This window comes from Nostoc cf. commune SO-36 (assembly GCF_023734775.1).
Taxonomy (GTDB): domain Bacteria; phylum Cyanobacteriota; class Cyanobacteriia; order Cyanobacteriales; family Nostocaceae; genus Nostoc; species Nostoc commune_A.
The window spans coordinates 6,371,394-6,388,771 of the sequence record NZ_AP025732.1 but is presented as its reverse complement, the minus strand read 5'-3'; the positions used below and the strand labels follow the sequence as shown (position 1 = coordinate 6,388,771).

10 protein-coding genes and 2 pseudogenes are annotated in these 17,378 nt (G+C 40.2%); 2 read left to right on the top strand and 10 right to left on the bottom strand.

Going from position 1 to position 17,378, the window contains the following annotated elements; translation table 11 throughout:
• Positions 1 to 2 precede the first annotated feature (2 nt).
• Entirely contained in the window at positions 3 to 176 is a 174-nt protein-coding gene (locus ANSO36C_RS28840) for a hypothetical protein (protein WP_251957556.1), read from the top strand.
• Positions 177 to 212: 36 nt separating this feature from the next.
• On the opposite strand, the gene ANSO36C_RS28835 is transcribed toward ANSO36C_RS28840, so the two are convergent.
• The 4 genes from ANSO36C_RS28835 to ANSO36C_RS28820 form a co-directional block, all read right to left on the bottom strand.
• A complete protein-coding gene (locus ANSO36C_RS28835) occupies positions 213 to 1,001 on the bottom strand; it encodes a Uma2 family endonuclease (RefSeq protein ID WP_251957555.1) in 789 nt (262 codons plus the stop codon).
• A gap of 68 nt (positions 1,002 to 1,069) precedes the next feature.
• Positions 1,070 to 6,196 (bottom strand): WD40 domain-containing protein, encoded by a 5,127-nt coding sequence (locus ANSO36C_RS28830; protein WP_251957554.1) that lies wholly within the window; start codon positions 6,194 to 6,196, stop codon positions 1,070 to 1,072.
• Positions 6,172 to 7,503, bottom strand: coding sequence for a P-loop NTPase fold protein (locus ANSO36C_RS28825; protein ID WP_251957553.1), 1,332 nt, complete (start codon positions 7,501 to 7,503; stop codon positions 6,172 to 6,174). The genes ANSO36C_RS28830 and ANSO36C_RS28825 overlap by 25 nt, the downstream gene beginning before the upstream one ends.
• 731 nt (positions 7,504 to 8,234) lie before the next feature.
• Positions 8,235 to 8,873: a peroxiredoxin gene (locus tag ANSO36C_RS28820; protein ID WP_251957552.1), complete on the bottom strand. Its 639-nt coding sequence runs from the start codon at positions 8,871 to 8,873 to the stop codon at positions 8,235 to 8,237.
• A 563-nt stretch (positions 8,874 to 9,436) separates the two neighbouring features.
• Here ANSO36C_RS28820 and ANSO36C_RS28815 point away from each other — a divergent pair.
• The gene (locus ANSO36C_RS28815) at positions 9,437 to 10,150 is read left to right on the top strand and encodes a hypothetical protein (protein ID WP_251957551.1); all 714 of its coding nucleotides are present in this window, start codon (positions 9,437 to 9,439) and stop codon (positions 10,148 to 10,150) included.
• Here the strand turns inward: ANSO36C_RS28815 and hpsP are convergent.
• The 6 genes and pseudogenes from hpsP to ANSO36C_RS28785 form a co-directional block, all read right to left on the bottom strand.
• A pseudogene (gene hpsP, locus ANSO36C_RS28810) lies at positions 10,147 to 11,326 on the bottom strand (hormogonium polysaccharide biosynthesis glycosyltransferase HpsP). The gene ANSO36C_RS28815 and the pseudogene hpsP overlap by 4 nt on opposite strands.
• A gap of 35 nt (positions 11,327 to 11,361) precedes the next feature.
• Positions 11,362 to 12,537, bottom strand: coding sequence for a hormogonium polysaccharide biosynthesis glycosyltransferase HpsO (gene hpsO / locus ANSO36C_RS28805; RefSeq protein WP_251957550.1), 1,176 nt, complete (start codon positions 12,535 to 12,537; stop codon positions 11,362 to 11,364).
• Between the two features lie 45 nt (positions 12,538 to 12,582).
• Positions 12,583 to 13,562, bottom strand: a pseudogene (gene hpsN / locus ANSO36C_RS28800) (hormogonium polysaccharide biosynthesis glycosyltransferase HpsN).
• Between the two features lie 87 nt (positions 13,563 to 13,649).
• Positions 13,650 to 14,798, bottom strand: coding sequence for a glycosyltransferase family 4 protein (locus ANSO36C_RS28795; protein WP_251957549.1), 1,149 nt, complete (start codon positions 14,796 to 14,798; stop codon positions 13,650 to 13,652).
• Between the two features lie 11 nt (positions 14,799 to 14,809).
• The gene (hpsL, locus tag ANSO36C_RS28790) at positions 14,810 to 16,456 is read right to left on the bottom strand and encodes a hormogonium polysaccharide biosynthesis protein HpsL (RefSeq protein WP_251957548.1); all 1,647 of its coding nucleotides are present in this window, start codon (positions 16,454 to 16,456) and stop codon (positions 14,810 to 14,812) included.
• A 66-nt stretch (positions 16,457 to 16,522) separates the two neighbouring features.
• Positions 16,523 to 17,263, bottom strand: coding sequence for a glycosyltransferase family 2 protein (locus ANSO36C_RS28785; RefSeq protein ID WP_251957547.1), 741 nt, complete (start codon positions 17,261 to 17,263; stop codon positions 16,523 to 16,525).
• Positions 17,264 to 17,378: the final 115 nt, after the last annotated feature.

The following is a 17,378-nucleotide window of genomic DNA, read 5'->3' as shown; positions in this document are numbered from 1 at the left end:
GATTGATTGATAGTTTTAGAGAAAAGCAAGGCACATGGATGGGAGTTGCACTTAACGAATGGTTGCAAGAAAATCCACTTTTGTTAGCAGAGATCCCACCAAAATTGCGATCGCAAGAGTCTAACTTAGAAGTTAGCGATCGCTTGCGCCAATTATCTACTGCATTAAAGAAGTAGCATAATAACACTTGTCCATCCATCCCCAATCAAATATTAAACTTCATCAGGATTAATTCCAAGTTGTCTCAAGCGTTCTTCTAAACGCTGGTTTTTTTGCTGTTCTTGTTCCAATTGGGATGTTAATAACTGCGATTTTTCTTGTTCTTGTTCTAGTTGAGGTGCTAATAACTGCAATTTTTCCTCACCAGTTAGTAATAGATTTCCCTGTGCATCCCACCAACGCAACCAAGGCGCTTTAGTATTTCCATACTGTCCTTGCCAAATACCCAATTCGACACCCATCAAGGAAATCTCATAATGTCCACGTTCGTTAGCTGTGAGTTGCTGATACCTACCATCAACTAAGTGATAAACCTCAATCGCAGCTTTGCTAAATTCGTAAATGCCATAAAAAGGTACGCGGATTGCTTGCTCGTATACCCAGAATTTACCAGTAATTGGAGTATTATCTCTTTCTTGTGAACCATCCCCAGAAGCGAATTCCAGTACAATTAGGGGAGCAACATATTCTTGCCACAGCACATAAGAACGTCGAAACTGACCGTTTAACATAGGTGCAACATTCGGGACGTAAAACCAATCGGGTGCTTCTGCACCGCGCTCAGGTGGTTCAGTCAAACGCCAGTAAATGCCACAATCTTGACCAATACAATACTGATTATCTGAGTGAATTTGCTGTAATATACCTTGAACGGAGTCAGTTAGAAGTATGCTTTGTGGGTGTTCTTGAAAGTTTTTCACAAAGGTTCCATCTGAATCTGGTAACTCAGTATGGTCGGGAAGGTGAGTAATGCCTAGTTCGGACAGTTTAGCAATAGTCATTGAACTTTGGCGCGAGGGAGTCGGTTTACTTATCTTAACACCACATTACCTTTCATCATTCTTCTCCATCACCTACCAGAACACAAGGCGCGATCGCTTTTCATTACCTTTTGATTAGTCTGCAAATAATCATGTAGCAAATTGCAACCTCGTGCCAGCAATTTTTCCAGTTCGATATCTGCCAAATTCTGGAAAATCACTGTACCATTACCACTACCCGCAGCCAGAGTCTTACCGTCATTACTAAAACTGACGCTGGTTAACTCTTGCTTATCACCTTTTAAAGCAATTAGTAATGTCCCTTCTCGGTTCCAAATCCTCACTTTGTCATCACTGCTAGCAGCCAAAGTCTTACCATCGGGGCTAAAACTCACACTGATAAAACTATCACCATCGCCTGTAAGAGTATTTAGCAAATCACCGTCCCGACTCCAAATCTTCACTGTGTTATCAATACTAGCTGAAGCGATCGCTTGACTATCAGGCGACCAAGCAACCCCATTTACCCGGCGGCTATGACCAGTTAATGTGTATAGCAATTTACCATATACACTCCAGATTTTCACGCTTTTGTCATCGCTGGCTGAGGCTAGCAACTTGCCATCAGGACTAAAGCTGACCCAATTCACGTCATCTTGATGTCCCTGCAAAATGTTAAGTAGTTTACCGTTGCGATTCCAAAGTTTCACCGTTTTATCTTTACTAGCTGAGGCAATTATTTGACTATCAGGCGACCAAGCTACACTCAAGACGGCTTCATTATGACCCTGTAAAGTATTGAGTAGTTTACCGTCACGACTCCAAAGCTTTAGAGTTTTATCTTTACTAGCCGAAGCAATTACTTGACCATCGGGGCTGAAACTAACTCCCCAAACTTGACCTTCATGCCCAGTAAAAGTACGGAGTAGTTTACCTTCGCGGCTGAAAAGTTTTACAGTTTTGTCTCGGCTTGCTGCTGCTAAGGTGCGATCGTCTGGGCTGAAACTGATGCTAGTTATCCAGTCATCGTTATCGGCTTTGGGTTTTCGTAATAACACATCGTCCCAATGCCAAAGTTTAACAGTTTTGTCGCGGCTTGCAGAAGCTAGGGTGCGACCGTCTGGGCTGAAACTGACGCTGTTAACCCAATTATTATGTCCCTTTAGGGTTCCTAGCAGCACACCTTCAAAATTCCAGAGTTTGATTGTCTCGTCGGTACTTGCAGAAGCGTAGGCGTAGCCCGCCGTAGGCATCGTATTACCATCACGGCTAAAACTGATACTGGTAACTCCAGCACTATGCCCTGATAAGGTTCGCAGTAATTTACCCTCCAGATTCCACAGTTTGATTGTCTGGTCTAAACTAGCTGAAGCAATAGTTTTAGCATCGGGCGACCAAGCGACACTCAAAACTGCATCTTCATGTCCCTGCAAGGTTTTGAGCAGCTTACCATCCCGACTCCACAATTTCACTGTTTTGTCAGCACTCCCAGAAGCAATGGTTTGTCCATCGGTTGACCAAGCGACACTCAAAACTGCACCATCATGTCCTTGCAAGGTTTTGAGCAGCTTACCATCTCGGCTCCACAATTTCACTGTTTTGTCTGTACTCGCCGAAGCAATAATCTGCCCATCTGGGCTGAAACTAACACTATTCACCACAGCTTGATGCCCTAATAAGGTAGCAAGCAGTTGACCATCTCGACTCCAAAGTTTTACTGTCCTGTCTTGACTGGCGGAAGCAACAATTTGACCATCTGGGCTGAAACTGACACTATTAACTACATCTTCATGGCCCGACAAGGTTTTAACCAAGCTACCATCGGGATGCCAGAGTTTGATTGTAGTATCTGCACTGGCTGAGGCAATTAAAGAGCGATCAGGGCTGAATGCAACACTATTTACCCCAGATATATGCCCGTCCAAGCGGTTATATTCTTTTAACCCAGAAACGGCTTGATATAATGCCGTCCGTACTTGCTCTTTTGTATAGGAATCTACCCAAACTGTTTGTTGTAATTTTTTCCCTGCCTTTAAACCCTCCTTTAAGGCATCAATACCTTTTTGCGAGGCAAAGAGGGCTTCACTAGATGCACTGAGGGTTTTAATTTCGCTATCTACTGCTGTGACGATGGAAACACTTAATCCTAATATGGCGAGAAAAGAAGCAGTTAGGGCGATTTTTAGCGAACGATTTAATTGAGCTTCACTGAGTCTTTGTTTCTTTTGACTTTCCGCAAGTTTAGCTGTTAACTCTTTTTCTTTAAGTTCAGCTCGCAATTGCTCAATTTCTAACTGACTCAATTCTTCCCGCTTGTGTAATTCTCGCAACTCTGTTAATAAGTCTAAACTTTGTTGGGGATGAGAATCTATCAATTGCGATCGCTGGCTATTTTGGCTAAGTTCGCTCTTGAGCCGATCAATTTCAGCTTTACTTTGTTCTACTTTAGAGCGCAACTGATTTAGTTGTACTTGTAAACTCGATTCTTGTTGTTGCAGGTAGCGAATCAAGTCTACTAAATAATCGTGAATCAGTTGATAGCGTTCTGGTACATCAGGGAAAAGAACCACTAAGCCTGAGCTGACTAAAATCTCTAATACTAAATCTAATTTGCCAGCATCTTCTAATTCTGCTAGCTGCGCCGCTAACTCAGCACGAGTTTTAAAAGGTCGGTTGTTACTTTCATCTGTGAGTAAATATAAGACAAGTAAAGCGGCTCTTTCATTCTCTGGGCCGCAATCTTTAATTAGTTCCTTAAGATATCGCTCGATGAGTTTGTTGGGTCTATATGGCTGATATTCTTCTAGTGTAGTAATGCGCTCATCTTGAATTTGCGCTCCGACAACTTGTAGCTCAATGGGGCGGACTTCTCCAAATTCTGTTGATAAATCTTCGATTAAGGCATCAATTAAAGCAGGTGTTAAATTAAAGTGCGATCGCTCTGTCAATTTTTGGATAATTGCTTTAGCATATTCTGGCGAAAAATTATTTAACTGATAGCGGATATGCTTGTCGAGAATATTATTATTAATCGCTTCCAGCGCAGAAACATTTTTAAAGTCTAATAAACGATGTAAATAATCTTCTCGCAAGGAAAAAATAACTTTTACAAAGGGTATATTCAGACAATCGCTAATAAATTTATCAAACTCCTGTTTTTGATTGCGATCGCTATAACCAAAGAAAAATTCTTCAAACTGGTCAAAAATTAAAACTGTGATCAGATGGTTGTCAGCATTTTCTTTTAGTTGTTGTAAAATTTTGAAAATGGTGATCGGTGTGTCAGAGTAAGGCAAAGTTTCTGCTTCATTGGCTACTTCTGGCTTCATATCAGCGTAAATGGCAAGGGATGGGTCATTAGACATCGCCTCACTTAAAGATTTTCCTAATTCCCGTGACCAATCTGTATAAACTTGTAGCACCACAGGCACGGCTATTTGATCGCCAATGGCTCGATTTTGCAGCGCCGGAACTAAACCCGCCGTGACAATAGAACTCTTACCTACCCCTGATTGACCATGAATCACCGTTAGCTTTTGATCGGCGCGGCTAATTCTGCCAATTAAGTTATTAATATCACGCTCCCGACCAGAAGCGGCAATTTCTAAAGCCACGCTGGTACTTCCAGAAGGTGACATCAATGCTGGGTTTGTCGCTTGCCTTTGGGGTTGCAAGCGTCCCGCACCGATAAAAGCCCGAAAACCATACTGCTGTTCAACAGAACGCCGTTTCTGTCGAATGTAATAAGCTTCCAGATACCGACCTTCTTCAAAGTAGAGCGATCGCAGTGTCCGCAATAAGCGAATATAACGATGGGCATCGTATTGATGGGCACTGCTTTCTAAGGCTGTCGGCAGTTCTTTTGTCGCCTTTTCTAAATATTCATGCGCAACTTCTAGCTCACCTATATTGCGCTGTGCTTTTGCCAACACTAAATAGTAAATTTGCGCCAATAATAATGGAAATAAGCAGTTATGAGGGTCGTTGTGCTTTTGCGCCTCACCTAATTTCAGCAGTGATACGTGTGCTAAAATACTCGCCTGTACCCACCGCGACTGCTGCACAGCCACTTGTGCCAAAAAACCATAGTCACAAGCTAATTGGATTTGACTACCATAAGTTTGATGTAACTCCAAAGACTTTTGAGCAACAGTCTGCAACTCTTCCCACTCTTGCAGATATTGCAAAACCTCTGCAAGTTGACCAATAAATCCAGCAACTATGTCTAAACGTCCAGCCACCTGCAAGATATTCAAGCACTGCTGGAAATAAGATTTAGCTGTATACCAATGGCGGCGATTTTCTGTTTGATTTTGCTCTGCAAAACGGCAATAACACAGCCCAATATAAAACAGCAAAATTCCCTGTCGCAGAAGTAAAGGAGATGGGGGAGATGGAGGAGATGGAGAAGTAAAGGGAGCAGGAGAAGTAAACTCCTCCTCATCCCCTTTCTTTGCCAACTTTTGCCAAACTAGCAAGCTTTGCTGAAAATGGCTTAAAGCTGTATCAATGCGATCGCTAATATAATTATCTAAACCAAAAACAAATTCTAAACTAGCGTGTAATTCTGGCTCTAAGGTAATACCACGATTATGCAACTCTCTAATGGCAAAGTGGAGTTCATAGCTATGTTCCCAGACTTGCTCGACTGTAGAATGAGGTTGGTGTTGTGCGGGGTCGGTTCGTAATATTGTAGCAAATAAAGAGTCAGTTTCCTGTTGCAGAAATTGCAGCAGTGATTGAGTTGTCATTTCAAACCGAATCGGTGTCGCCGCCCAACTAGCGAAATCTGGTGCTAAACGCACTACTTTTTGCAATACATCCTCATTCACCCACACAATCATCGGAAATGGGTGGCGTTTGCGAAATTCATCTCGAATATGATTGACAGATCGAAGTAAATCATCGAGTCCATCTACTGACTCTAAACCTAAAATCATCAACGCCGATGGCGGATTAGCTGCGGTTAGCAGTTGTAAATGAATACTTGTGTAAAGACTTCTAGCATTATGCGGCAGAACTACCTTTTGAATTTGGTGTACTCCTGAAGAGAGTTCTTCAAGTCTTTGTAGCATAAGCTCTTGCAAAACTCGATAATTGCAGCACACCAAAACTAGGGAAAATTGACCACTAGAAAGGGTAATTGCTCTCCCCAAACTTCGCAAAGCACGCTCATTAGCTGCTCTTACATCTACTTGTGGGTGTCGTTCAACCATGATTTAAATTTTTCCGTCTCTGCTAAAACTGGGTTGACGGCAAACCAAGCTCCTTGATGATCGCGGTATTCAAATACAAATAAACTTCGCAATAGGGTGTGGTATTCTATATCACCTCTGACTCTCTGCTGTTGCACCACCTGAAAGATTAGTTCCCACTCATGGGGATCGATGGCGTTGGCTCGGTAATCACGTTGTCTTCGAATTACCAGTTCGACACATTCCCGATCAAAAGGTGGATCTTGTTCTCGCAGACAGTCAAACAGTAATCCTAGTAAGTCGCGTACATGACCACCACTCATCAGGCACAATCGATCTAAGGTTTCCAAGCTATCAAACACTTCTGTTATTAAGCCTAACCGATCGCTAGGCAAAATGTCTGGAAAACCCCTAGCTAGCACCATTTGCCGCATCATTGCTAGCCCTTGAGGAAAAACCTCTCCAGAGCGCAAACGTACAGGTATCATCGGTAAGACTTTGGGGGCGACTCCTCCACCCAAACGATGCTGAAGTTCAGCGCTATCGTTGGAGAAAGTCAGGGCTAAGGGAATAGTGTAGACTATATGACAATTCAGTTTGCGTAACTGTTCACCACGCTGAATAAATAAGTATTCTGGCAGCGATCGCCCCGATGGTAAAGGTCGAATTGCGACTCTATCCAAGTTATCAACAATTACCACCAGTCCTTTTTTACCCCTGGTTTTCAGTTCCTTGGTGGCAGCTTCTAGCAATTCTTGATTAATTGACTGCAAAATATTTGCTGTTCGTGGTTCCAAGTAATCCCTTAACCGTCGCCGCAATTGGGGACTTTCTTTAGTTTTAGCTGTAATTTTGGCAATCCCCACAGACAACTCGGCTTCTACCCCAAGATCAATTGGCGTTTGCAAGAAATCCACAAGTTCACCAAATAACTTGGTAAAGTAGGTAGACTTGAACCTAATTTTCATCGCTTCTAGGCTTTCACTCACCTGTCCAGCGATCGCCAACAAAATATCAGTCACATCCACATCTGCCATTTCTAAGACATGGGTAGACTCAAAGTAAACTACATGAAATTGTTGCACTTCTAACTCAGCTTTGAGGCGCAACAACTCTGTTGATTTTCCACAACCGAGATGTCCTGTAAATAGCTGACAGGTTGGGATATCCGGCGAGATTCGAGCGATCGTGCGCTGCAAAGCTTCGATAATTTTGCCACCCCGTACCGCAGCAAAATCGATATAGTACCTGCGATCGCTAGCGTTTCCTATAATTAGAGGTCTGCTTGGATTGCAAGCCTGATAAAATCTTTCTAAATCTAGGAGCATAACTAATCGAGTTCACTTAGGAATAGAAATGACAAAATCTGCTGAATAAATATATCGATTTTAGGAAATTTATCTCTTAATTTAAGTACATCTCTCTCAAAATACTAACTAAATTCGCAGCATTCGGGAGAATTTTTCATATCTTACGTTGTGTATAACATATAGCAATGCTGATATAGGACTCATATTTGATTTTTGAAAAAACTCCGTACACTCAAAAAGTCTTTTTTCCTACTCCCCACTCCCAGCCTACGCAAATAATTTCAGTAATCAAACCGGATTCCTATATTTACTTTTAAGTAAGCAGAAATACTCGTATAAGTGAAAATCAAATAGATATCTTATATTAAATAAGTTACTCTTATGAATATTAAAAATATCTAGCACAAAAAAAGGTACTGTGAAGTACAATTTGGGGTGCTGTTAAGATAATTCCTAATAATACTCTCTACGAGACGCTGCGCGTAGCTTGCTTGTAGTGGTACACGGCGCTAACGCAATGAAGTTTTGTAACGGTAATTTAGATCCCACCAAGTTTGGACACCTAGTTCACTGAGGATATTCTTATGCAAAAAAACAAAGACACCAAGATATAATAACTTGGCGTCTCTGCTTTAGACATCTCCAGAAATTAAATATGCGTTAACCAGAACCCTTGTAGAGACGTAGCAATGCTACCTCTCTACATTCTTTTTCGGAGATGTCTTTTTTATCCGAAATCATTCTCAGATTTACTTGTTAGGCTGAGGAGTCATCCGCAGATACGGTTTGATTTCCTCATAACCTTTGGGGAATTTTTCTTTGAGTACTTCTGGATCTTTGAGTGAGGGGACAATTACGACATCCTCTCCATCTTTCCAGTCGGCTGGTGTTGCCACACTGTAATTATCAGTCAATTGCAGAGAATCAATCACCCGCAACAGTTCATCAAAGTTGCGTCCTGTGCTGGGAGGATAGGTGAAAGAGAGACGGAGTTTCTTATTGGGGTCAATTACAAAAACCGATCGCACTGTCACAGCCGCATTAGCATTGGGGTGGATCATATCGTAAAGGTCAGAAACCTTGCGATCCGCATCTGCCAAAATTGGGTAGTTAAGGGTTGTGCTTTGAGTTTCTTCAATGTCTCCTACCCAGCCTTTGTGGGATTCAACATCATCAACACTAAGTGCGATCGCTTTGACATTGCGCTTGTCAAATTCTGGTTTTAACTTGGCTACTGTGCCGAGTTCTGTTGTGCAAACAGGTGTAAAATCAGCAGGGTGAGAGAACAGCACAACCCAGCTGTCACCTGCCCATTCATAAAAATCGATGTCGCCGTGTGTTGAGGCTTGCGTAAAGTTGGGTACTGTGTCACCAAGACGGAGAGCCATGAGAGATTCCCTGTAGTTAGAAGCATATATATTCTAATATGCCATCATGACACAAAACCCCTATTTCCCAATCGGACTTTAGCAGTTTGAAACAAAATTTTAGGTTGTCAGCCCTCTCAGATAAGGGACAAGAGGAAGATACAAACTATTGACTAAATTACACATATATGCTTCTAATTGATATATTTTTCCTACAGGTTTTTCTTTACATAGAGGATTGCAAATATCAGGGTGATACCCAACTACAAGCCATTGCATATTTAGTGTTATTGAGTTGCAACATTTCCACCTTATTGCAGAATTCGAGAAAGTTTCTTCGCATAGATGCAATATTGTGATAAATTTTTAAGTTGTTGCAAATCGAATTTTGATAAAGCAAGTAGTGAGATTGAAGAAGAAGTCAGAATTCAGGAGTCAGAATCAAGACGCTCGCAGACTCGCTAACGCTGCGCTATCCACCAGTCGTACAGAATTCATTCTGAATTCTGACTCCTGACTCCTGACTCCTGAATTCTGTTCGATAAAAACTACAAATATGCTTATTATTTTTGAAGTTTCAATTAATGATGATAGTAATCTTTTTGGTGATTGGGGTTATCCTCAGTACAACTGCGAGTTTTCTTTTTAGAGTTCCTTGGTTAATGCCGATTTTAGGTGCTGCTGTCCCCTATCCCATTTTCTTCTTACAAGTGCGTCGTCAACAATATAAAAGTGCTTTTTGGTGGATGTTAGTGTGGGGAGTTTTACAGAGTATTGCCGTAATTGTAGCAACTACGCTCGCACCAGAAACAGCAGCAAAAGTTATTCTTCGGGGACAGTCATACACAAAAGAGATGCTGCACTGGATTCGCACGGGAGATGGCATGGAAGGTTCACTCAATTTATTTTTACCAGACCATCTATTACACTACGGAATTTTTTGTATTCTCTGCGTTGTCACCTTAAGTAGCATGGCATTGATATTCGGCACTTGGATGCTGAACTACATGAATTTTTATGTTGCAGTATTAGTAAAATTGAGTGCTAAACCTTGGTTAGCAGCTATTTTAGGGTGGTATCCTTGGTCACTTTTGCGGATAATCGGGTTTATTGCCACTGGGGTGGCTTTAGCTGCATTAGGATTAAATCTAATAACTCGCATTAGAAGCGAAGTTCCGAAATCTCCCTTTCCCAAAATTTATATGTTAATTGGGATTGGTTTTGTGATTGCGGATATTGTTGTGAAAGCGGTTCTAGCACCTATTTGGCAAAAACTGCTGTTGTCTGCATTGGGTTAAATTAATTTGTTCGTAAGAATTTGCTGGTAGGCTTGGATTGTTTGCCTTGCGATCGCATCCCAGCTAAAATTTTCCAATGCATATTTTTGAGCATTTAATCCCCGGCGTTTGGCATTCTGCGGGATTTTGCAATGCTTCTTGTAGTAACTCTACCAATGCTTGCACATCTGTTGCACCCACCCAACCCGACTCACTATCATGTATCTGTTGACAAATATGCACTTGATCAGAAATGACTACAGGTACACCTGCAACCATCGCTTCAGCTACAGCAATCCCAAAATTTTCGTAGTAGGAAGGCAAGACAAATAAATCAGCAGCTTGTAGTAAACTAACTTTGAGTTCACCAGTGACAAAGCCAGTAATTGTAGTGTGCGATCGCAGTGGTGAATTTTGAATTTGGGATATTATCTTTTGTTCGTAATCTGGATCTTGCGGATTAGTACCAGCTAAGACAAAATGAAAGTTATAACCAATCGCTAACAGCTTTTCTAGCGCCGGAATCAACAAATTTAATCCCTTTTTTGGATCAATTCGTGACATAAACAGCACTAACGGTACATCCTTTGGGATTTCTAACTTACTACATACATCTTTAATAGAGGGTTGAGGTGGAATCACACCCAAGGGAATCACTAAATCTGGCGTAGATACTCCAAATCGTTCTGATATTTTAGCTTCTTGAACGCTAGTAAAATGAATAGCCGCCGCACCAGCTAAATTTTGGCGTTCTATAAGTGCGACATAAAGCTGTTTTAATTGCTTTTTCTTCCGTAAATCAGCCGGATCAAGAGTACCCAAAGGACGGAAAATATAAGGTAGCTTTTGCTGACGACACACCACAGCAGCAGCGCTACTTATAGGGGAGAATAAAGCATGAATATGTGCTATATCAAACTCGTCAGCATGACGTTTTAGCCAGTTTAATAAATCGAGTGAAAATTTGTAGCGACGAAATGGGGCGCAACGAAAGTAAATTATTTCATAGCCATCTTGTTTAATTGGACAATTTAAAGGAACATCTAAAGGTGTTTGACCATTATCGCCATTACTATCAGTTGTGATAATTGTAACTTCCACTCCTTCTTTTACCAACGCTGGAGCTAGCCCTAACACCATTTGACTGGGGCCGCCATAAATCAAAGAAATTGAGGGGACAATTTGTAATATTTTCATTTTTTTATCAATTGTCATTTGTCCTTTGTTATTCACTAATGACCAATGACTAAATCTTGATAGAACTCTAATTGCTGTTTAGCCAAAGCTTTATTTGTATATTTAATCATTGCTTTTTGATAACCCATTTCACTCAAAGTATGAGCAAAAGCTGGTTTATCCATTAATTGAACTAAGCAATTAGCAAGGGCTTGAGCATTACCTTCGGGAAATACTAAACCTGCATCACCAATTACATAAGGAATTTCACCAGAATCAGAACCAATCACAGGAACTTGGCAAGCCATTGCCTCAATTATCACATGACCAAATTGTTCTTTCCAGCCAACAGAAGTTAAGGTTTTAAACTTATAAGTTGTTTCCGAAGGTAGTACCAAAGTACTCATTAAATTGATATAGTTTGCAACCTCGTTATGAGGAACACTTTCTACCAAAATTAATCTGTCTTCAATATTCTTTTCTGTGGCTATATTAATTAATTCATTTTGCAACTCTCCCCGTCCAAGTAGCAGTAATTTCCAGGGTTTATATTTCAACTTTACTAAGGCATCTAAAAGCGTTAATAAACCCTTTTCTTGCACAAAACGTCCAACAAAACCTACTACAAAATCTTCTTTTTTAATGCCAAATTTAGCTGCTAGTTCTGGTTGCAGTTTGGGAGTAAATAGGCTTTCATCTACGCCTAGTTGTGGCATAACCTTAATTGCCCCCTGATATCCCCTTTGTCGCAAAACTTCTGCTCCATCCTGATTGCCAGAAATGATACCGTGGCTGTGATTGAGGTTATATTTTTCTAATAAAGCAATTGGCAATTTTAGATTATATGGTAGGTTCCACCAAGTAAAAAATACATTTTTTGCCTTAAGTCCTAATAGCTTATTTAAAGCAATCATTTGAGTATAAGCCAGTCCTCTAGATCCTTGTTCTACTTGGATGATTTGAGGGCGGAATTGTTTTAACAAAGATATTAAATCAGCACCAAAGGTAAGTAGTCCTTGATGATTTTGACTGAAATTAGAAACGGGAACTATTCTAAATGTGCCTTCATCGCGGTATTCAGTTTCAATAATTCTATTTTGTACACCACCTGGTTTCCAGCGCTTTGGAACTACAACTGTTACTTCAATTTCAGGTTTGAGTTGAGATAAAGCGCGTAATTTTTCACAGTTGAGGTCTACGATATAAGTGTGACTAGCAACTAAAATTCTCATTTTTCATTTATTCTTTGTTATTCACTAATGACCAATGACCAATGCCTAAACTTGTTCATCCAAATGAGTGTAAATTTGACCATCGTTCCATAGTGATTGGATGACAGTACCCAAGGCTTTGAAAAAACCCAAAATGTAGAAAATAGCGCGAGTAGCAATTTTAATGGGGGAACCACTTTTGTGACAAGGTGGACGACCGAGTACGTGACAATCGAATAAACGGGCGTATAGGCGTAAAGCTTGGATAGCAGTAAGGTTTTTCAGCCCCAGCAAGAAATGGTTGTGGTAAAAGGTAAGTTGATATTTGAGCGATCGCATACTAATATCATGACAACCTCCCGTTTCTTCGCCTAAATGCACCAAATGGGCCTCTGGGTCGTACCAAATCTTATACCCTGTCTGTCGCACCCGCAAACAAAAATCTGACTCTTCGCGCACTGCACTGCCGCGAAACCTCTCATCAAACCTCAATCCGTATTTAGTAAATATTTCGCGGCGAAATGACATATTGCAACCCCTCGCCGTCAACACTTGCTGGGGTTTGGTGGTATGTACTAAATCAATATGATACCAAGCAATTCCTGGATCCATAGCTTGGGGAGGCAAATATTCAATCTGTAAATCTCCCCCAGAATCACCTAATTTCATTCTGTCAAATACCCGCCCAGCCACAGCCCCAACCTCTGGGTTTTGCAAATAATTTTTCGCATGGGCTGCTAATAATCCAGGGGTTAGCTGAACATCGTCATCAATAAATAATATTATTTCACCAGAAGATCGGCGGATAGCATAATTCCGCGCCCCTGGCAAACTTGCCCAATCTAAACGCAACCATTTAATTTTACCAATCTCCGCCATTTTCTCTAGGTAGGCTTGAATTTCTGGTTGATGTTTTGGGTTTGGTCTACAACTAAAACTTCAAAATTTGGATAGTCTTGTTTTAAAACATCTACAATGCTATTTTGTAACGGTTCTTCCCGCCCGTAAGTCGGGATTACTACACTAATTAATGGACAATCATTCATTATTTTTATTAAGTAATTTTATTACTTCTATAATAGCCTTGTAAAAATTAGTTTTCATGAAGCTGAGTAAGCAGCCATTGCTTTGGTTTACACTGCTGCATAAAGATTATCAAATAACTCATTTTGCTTTTCAGAGTTATGCAACATTTGTGCTTGAGCTAATGCTCCTGCACTTAAAAATTCATAATGTTCTTGTTTATCATTTCTATCCAGAAATTGGCTGATTTGTTGCAATGCTTTCTCTGCCAAATAGTTATATGTGCTATTGACAATTTCCCAATATTCATTTGTTTTAGTTTTTTCTCCGTACAACCAATTATTCCAGTGCCTAATTTCATTAATTGGTAATTCTAAAATATAGCCATTTTCGCCGTGACGCACAAACTCTGGTAAGGCACATACATTTGTTGTAATTGCCGGAGTGGCAACAGAAAATCCTTCGATAATACTATAGCCATAAGTATCCTGTAATGTCGCCATTAATTGAAAATGACTTTGGGATAATAACTCAATAACTTTGTCATTAGGAATATTTTTATGAAAGACAACGTTATTTAGATCAAGTAACTTTAAATCCTCAATATATTTGCTGCGATCGGGAAAATCTGTCGGGACTCCTGAACCATGTTCCAGCCCCGAAATTATATGTACAGTAATGGGTAAGCCTAACTTTTCAGCTTTTTTGGCGAGTCTTAAAGCAACAACTCCGCCTTTGCGGGCAATATGATTTCCGATAAATACAAGCTGGAGATTTTGCTGTTCCTGATAAAGTTTTGATTGCTTAACTCTAACTGGAAAATTTGGATGAATTACATCCAATTTATTACTTACTTTTTCTTCTATCTTCCAACCTGCTATTCGGTTAATAAATCTCAATTTGGCATAATCAGAGATAGCAATGATTTTTTGGCAATTTCCTAATGCTAAACGATTGTTTAATAAATCATAAATTGCAGCTTCAGCTTGATTTTGAGGATTTCTATATAAAACACGATGATCTTCAAAGGTGAGAAACCAAGGTTTGTTTGTATATAAAATTCTGTTGAAAGAATGAATTGCTTGGTATCTTCCCCACACAGGTTGCCACGCCATAAAGCTGCCTAAAGGATACCAAATTTTTTCTATAGGATATCTACCTGCGGGAAAAGGCTTGGGGCGGATGAGTGTATGCCGAGAATTTCGAGGTAGGTTTGGAATGCTGAGGTGTTGTTGACCTCCTATGATAACTTTTGCCATTTTTATTTCATTTAAATTGTTTTTAGACGTTTTTTCTGGTTTTTTTGCTGAGGATTGGCATCTTCGTTATCTTGTTTTTCCAGTTCTGGCAATTTAAAAAGAACTCCCGCATAAAACCAATAATAGACAGCAACTGGATCAACATCCAAAGGATAGTAGTAGGTGTTGTAGCTAATAAACAATATAAACACCCACAAAGCTGCTCCGTAACTGCGGAAATTACGGTTCTTTATGGAGCGATAGGTTTTAAAGCCAAGAATTGTTAAAGTTGTTACCAAACTCAAAAAAGCTAGCACTCCAAGAATTCCCACTTCAAAAAGTACTTTAGGGTAGTAAGTTTCCACCAGCTTAGTTTTACCCATTACGCGGGCAGAGTTAGTTGCTCGACCTAAGCCACTTCCCAAGGGCCCATCTACGTTTTTCCAATTGTCTTCAAATTGCTGGACGATAAAATCTTGAGGTGGTGAAGCCTCCCATCGACCTGTAAAACTCTCGGTTCTCTGTTGTACAACTTCAGGGTTAGTCACCATTGCTATTCCCAGAAGCAGGGCAAGTCCTATACCTATGGGGATAAACCGTTTAAGGTTGCCAAGTTGACCCGTGAGCAATAGCAAAATCACGAAGCAGATTGGTACTAAAGCTAAAGCAATTCTTTGTCCAGAGATTACAGCATTGATAAAGACTGCCGCTAAAGAACTTAAACCGATTAACCGCCATATTGGGGAAGGATCAGTGAAGGCAGTGGCAAATGTAAAAAAGGTGCTGGAAATTAAGAACCATGCCCACTGCCAAGGGGCTACAAATGTCCCTGGTAAGCGAATAACCCCTTCTTCAGGACTATATAAGAGCGCTCCACCAAAATAACACCGGGCTTCTAGTGATGTGACAAATAAGGCATTTCCTTCAAGACCTCTAGTGCCTTGACACACACCAGTTAGTAGTAACAGGTATTGAATAAATCCCAGTACACAGCAAATTAGTACGAGAGTAATCTGGAGGCGCGATAACAATAGAAAATCCCGCTTATCTCGAATTAGATAATAGGCACAACCAATTAGGGGGACATAGCCTAAAAATACTTTCAGTCCCAGAATGCCCATACCTAATGGTATTTCTGGGGGTGCTTTTTCTAATAGTCCCACACTAGGCGGGTTAAACTGCTGTCCACCATTGATAAATAGTAGCGTTAGCAGACTGCAAACCAAAACTAGATAGAGTGGGATTTTTATCCCTTGGGGAATAATTATCGGTAGTCCCTGTTTACGACACGTCTGCCAAAGTCCAATTAGTGCTGGAACATAAAAGGCGTCTTTAGCTAATTGGAGTATGGGACTATTGCCCAAGTAGTAGGTAACAGTACCCCCAATGGGTACGTAAATGATGAAGGCATATAGGGCTTGGCGTGGGTATTTGTAGGAAAGTGATATGACAAGTATCCCTAAGACGGCAGGGACTGCCACTTTAATTCCACCTACGAAAAAAAGTAAAATGCCAACTAAGGCACTGATAAAGGTAACGGTGGTGAGTAAGCTAATGAGTTCTTTACGCCCTTGAGCTGCTTTGCGCTTTTGGGCTAACTGTTCTTTGAGGCTAAGAGTAGGAGTTTCTTTTTCAGCCTGTTTTTTTGATTTTTTATTTTTAGATTTGGATCTTGGCATAGTGGCGCTGTAGCCTGTCAGCCTGAAAAAACAATCTATAGCTTACATATAAATGGATTAATATGGCTATAGCGTGTACAAGCCAAATTCATCTTTAACTGATTGAGTTAGGGATTTTCGATCAAAAAAATTGAAGTTTAACTTCATTGAACCGTAAAAAAGATTTTCTCCTGTTTCTACAATGTAAACTGCTCCAGGAAATGGTAGTGGTTCAATCGGTTTATCTTTGCTTTCTAATACGCCTTTGATTTTACCGTGGTCTATATAATATTTGTAGTATCCATAACCTCGATTATATTCTGCGTTTTCTGGTAATAAATTTAAGTCATATCGAATAATATTAGATGTGCCGCACATTGAATAGAAATCTTTTCTTTTAATATATATATATTTACTACCTTCTTTATATTTATAACCTTTGTTGATAAACCATCCATTAGAGTTAGGATGTTGCTTAATAAATGCGGCTAAATTTTTACTGATGCAATCATCTGCATCAACTGCCATAGTGTGAGTTGGAGAAAATTGACGAGCATACATTAATCCCTTCAAGATTTTTCGCCCTTTATCTGTGTCTCCTCTGGCTATACGGTCTGTCTCTTTGGGAGGAGCAAAGTCAACTGTGATGTACGTAATCTGGGGATGATTAAATTCTATTTTTGGCTGTTCATGGCAAACGACAATAGCATGAAATTCAGGAGACGTTTGATTGCAAATTGATTTGATACATCTTTCAAATGATTGGGTGACGCGTTCCCAGGAATTAGAAACTTTCGGACTTTTAAGTGGGACAACAAAAATAAGCATTTTATTACCTTATAGAAGATAATCAATAAATATATGTAGACCTCTTTCTTTGTTATAAAAGAGGTTGACAATATACGTTAAAATGCAAATCTCATCAATAGTAACTTTTCCACAG

What these genes read in the sequence shown, in the direction of transcription:
- ANSO36C_RS28835 (WP_251957555.1), bottom strand. Translation starts at nt 1,001, where the DNA reads ATGACTATTGCTAAACTGTCCGAACTAGGCATTACTCACCTTCCCGAC.
- ANSO36C_RS28830 (WP_251957554.1), bottom strand. Translation starts at nt 6,196, where the DNA reads ATGGTTGAACGACACCCACAAGTAGATGTAAGAGCAGCTAATGAGCGT.
- ANSO36C_RS28825 (WP_251957553.1), bottom strand. Translation starts at nt 7,503, where the DNA reads ATGCTCCTAGATTTAGAAAGATTTTATCAGGCTTGCAATCCAAGCAGA.
- ANSO36C_RS28820 (WP_251957552.1), bottom strand. Translation starts at nt 8,873, where the DNA reads ATGGCTCTCCGTCTTGGTGACACAGTACCCAACTTTACGCAAGCCTCA.
- ANSO36C_RS28815 (WP_251957551.1), top strand. Translation starts at nt 9,437, where the DNA reads ATGATGATAGTAATCTTTTTGGTGATTGGGGTTATCCTCAGTACAACT.
- hpsO (WP_251957550.1), bottom strand. Translation starts at nt 12,537, where the DNA reads ATGAGAATTTTAGTTGCTAGTCACACTTATATCGTAGACCTCAACTGT.
- ANSO36C_RS28795 (WP_251957549.1), bottom strand. Translation starts at nt 14,798, where the DNA reads ATGGCAAAAGTTATCATAGGAGGTCAACAACACCTCAGCATTCCAAAC.
- hpsL (WP_251957548.1), bottom strand. Translation starts at nt 16,456, where the DNA reads ATGCCAAGATCCAAATCTAAAAATAAAAAATCAAAAAAACAGGCTGAA.
- ANSO36C_RS28785 (WP_251957547.1), bottom strand. Translation starts at nt 17,263, where the DNA reads ATGCTTATTTTTGTTGTCCCACTTAAAAGTCCGAAAGTTTCTAATTCC.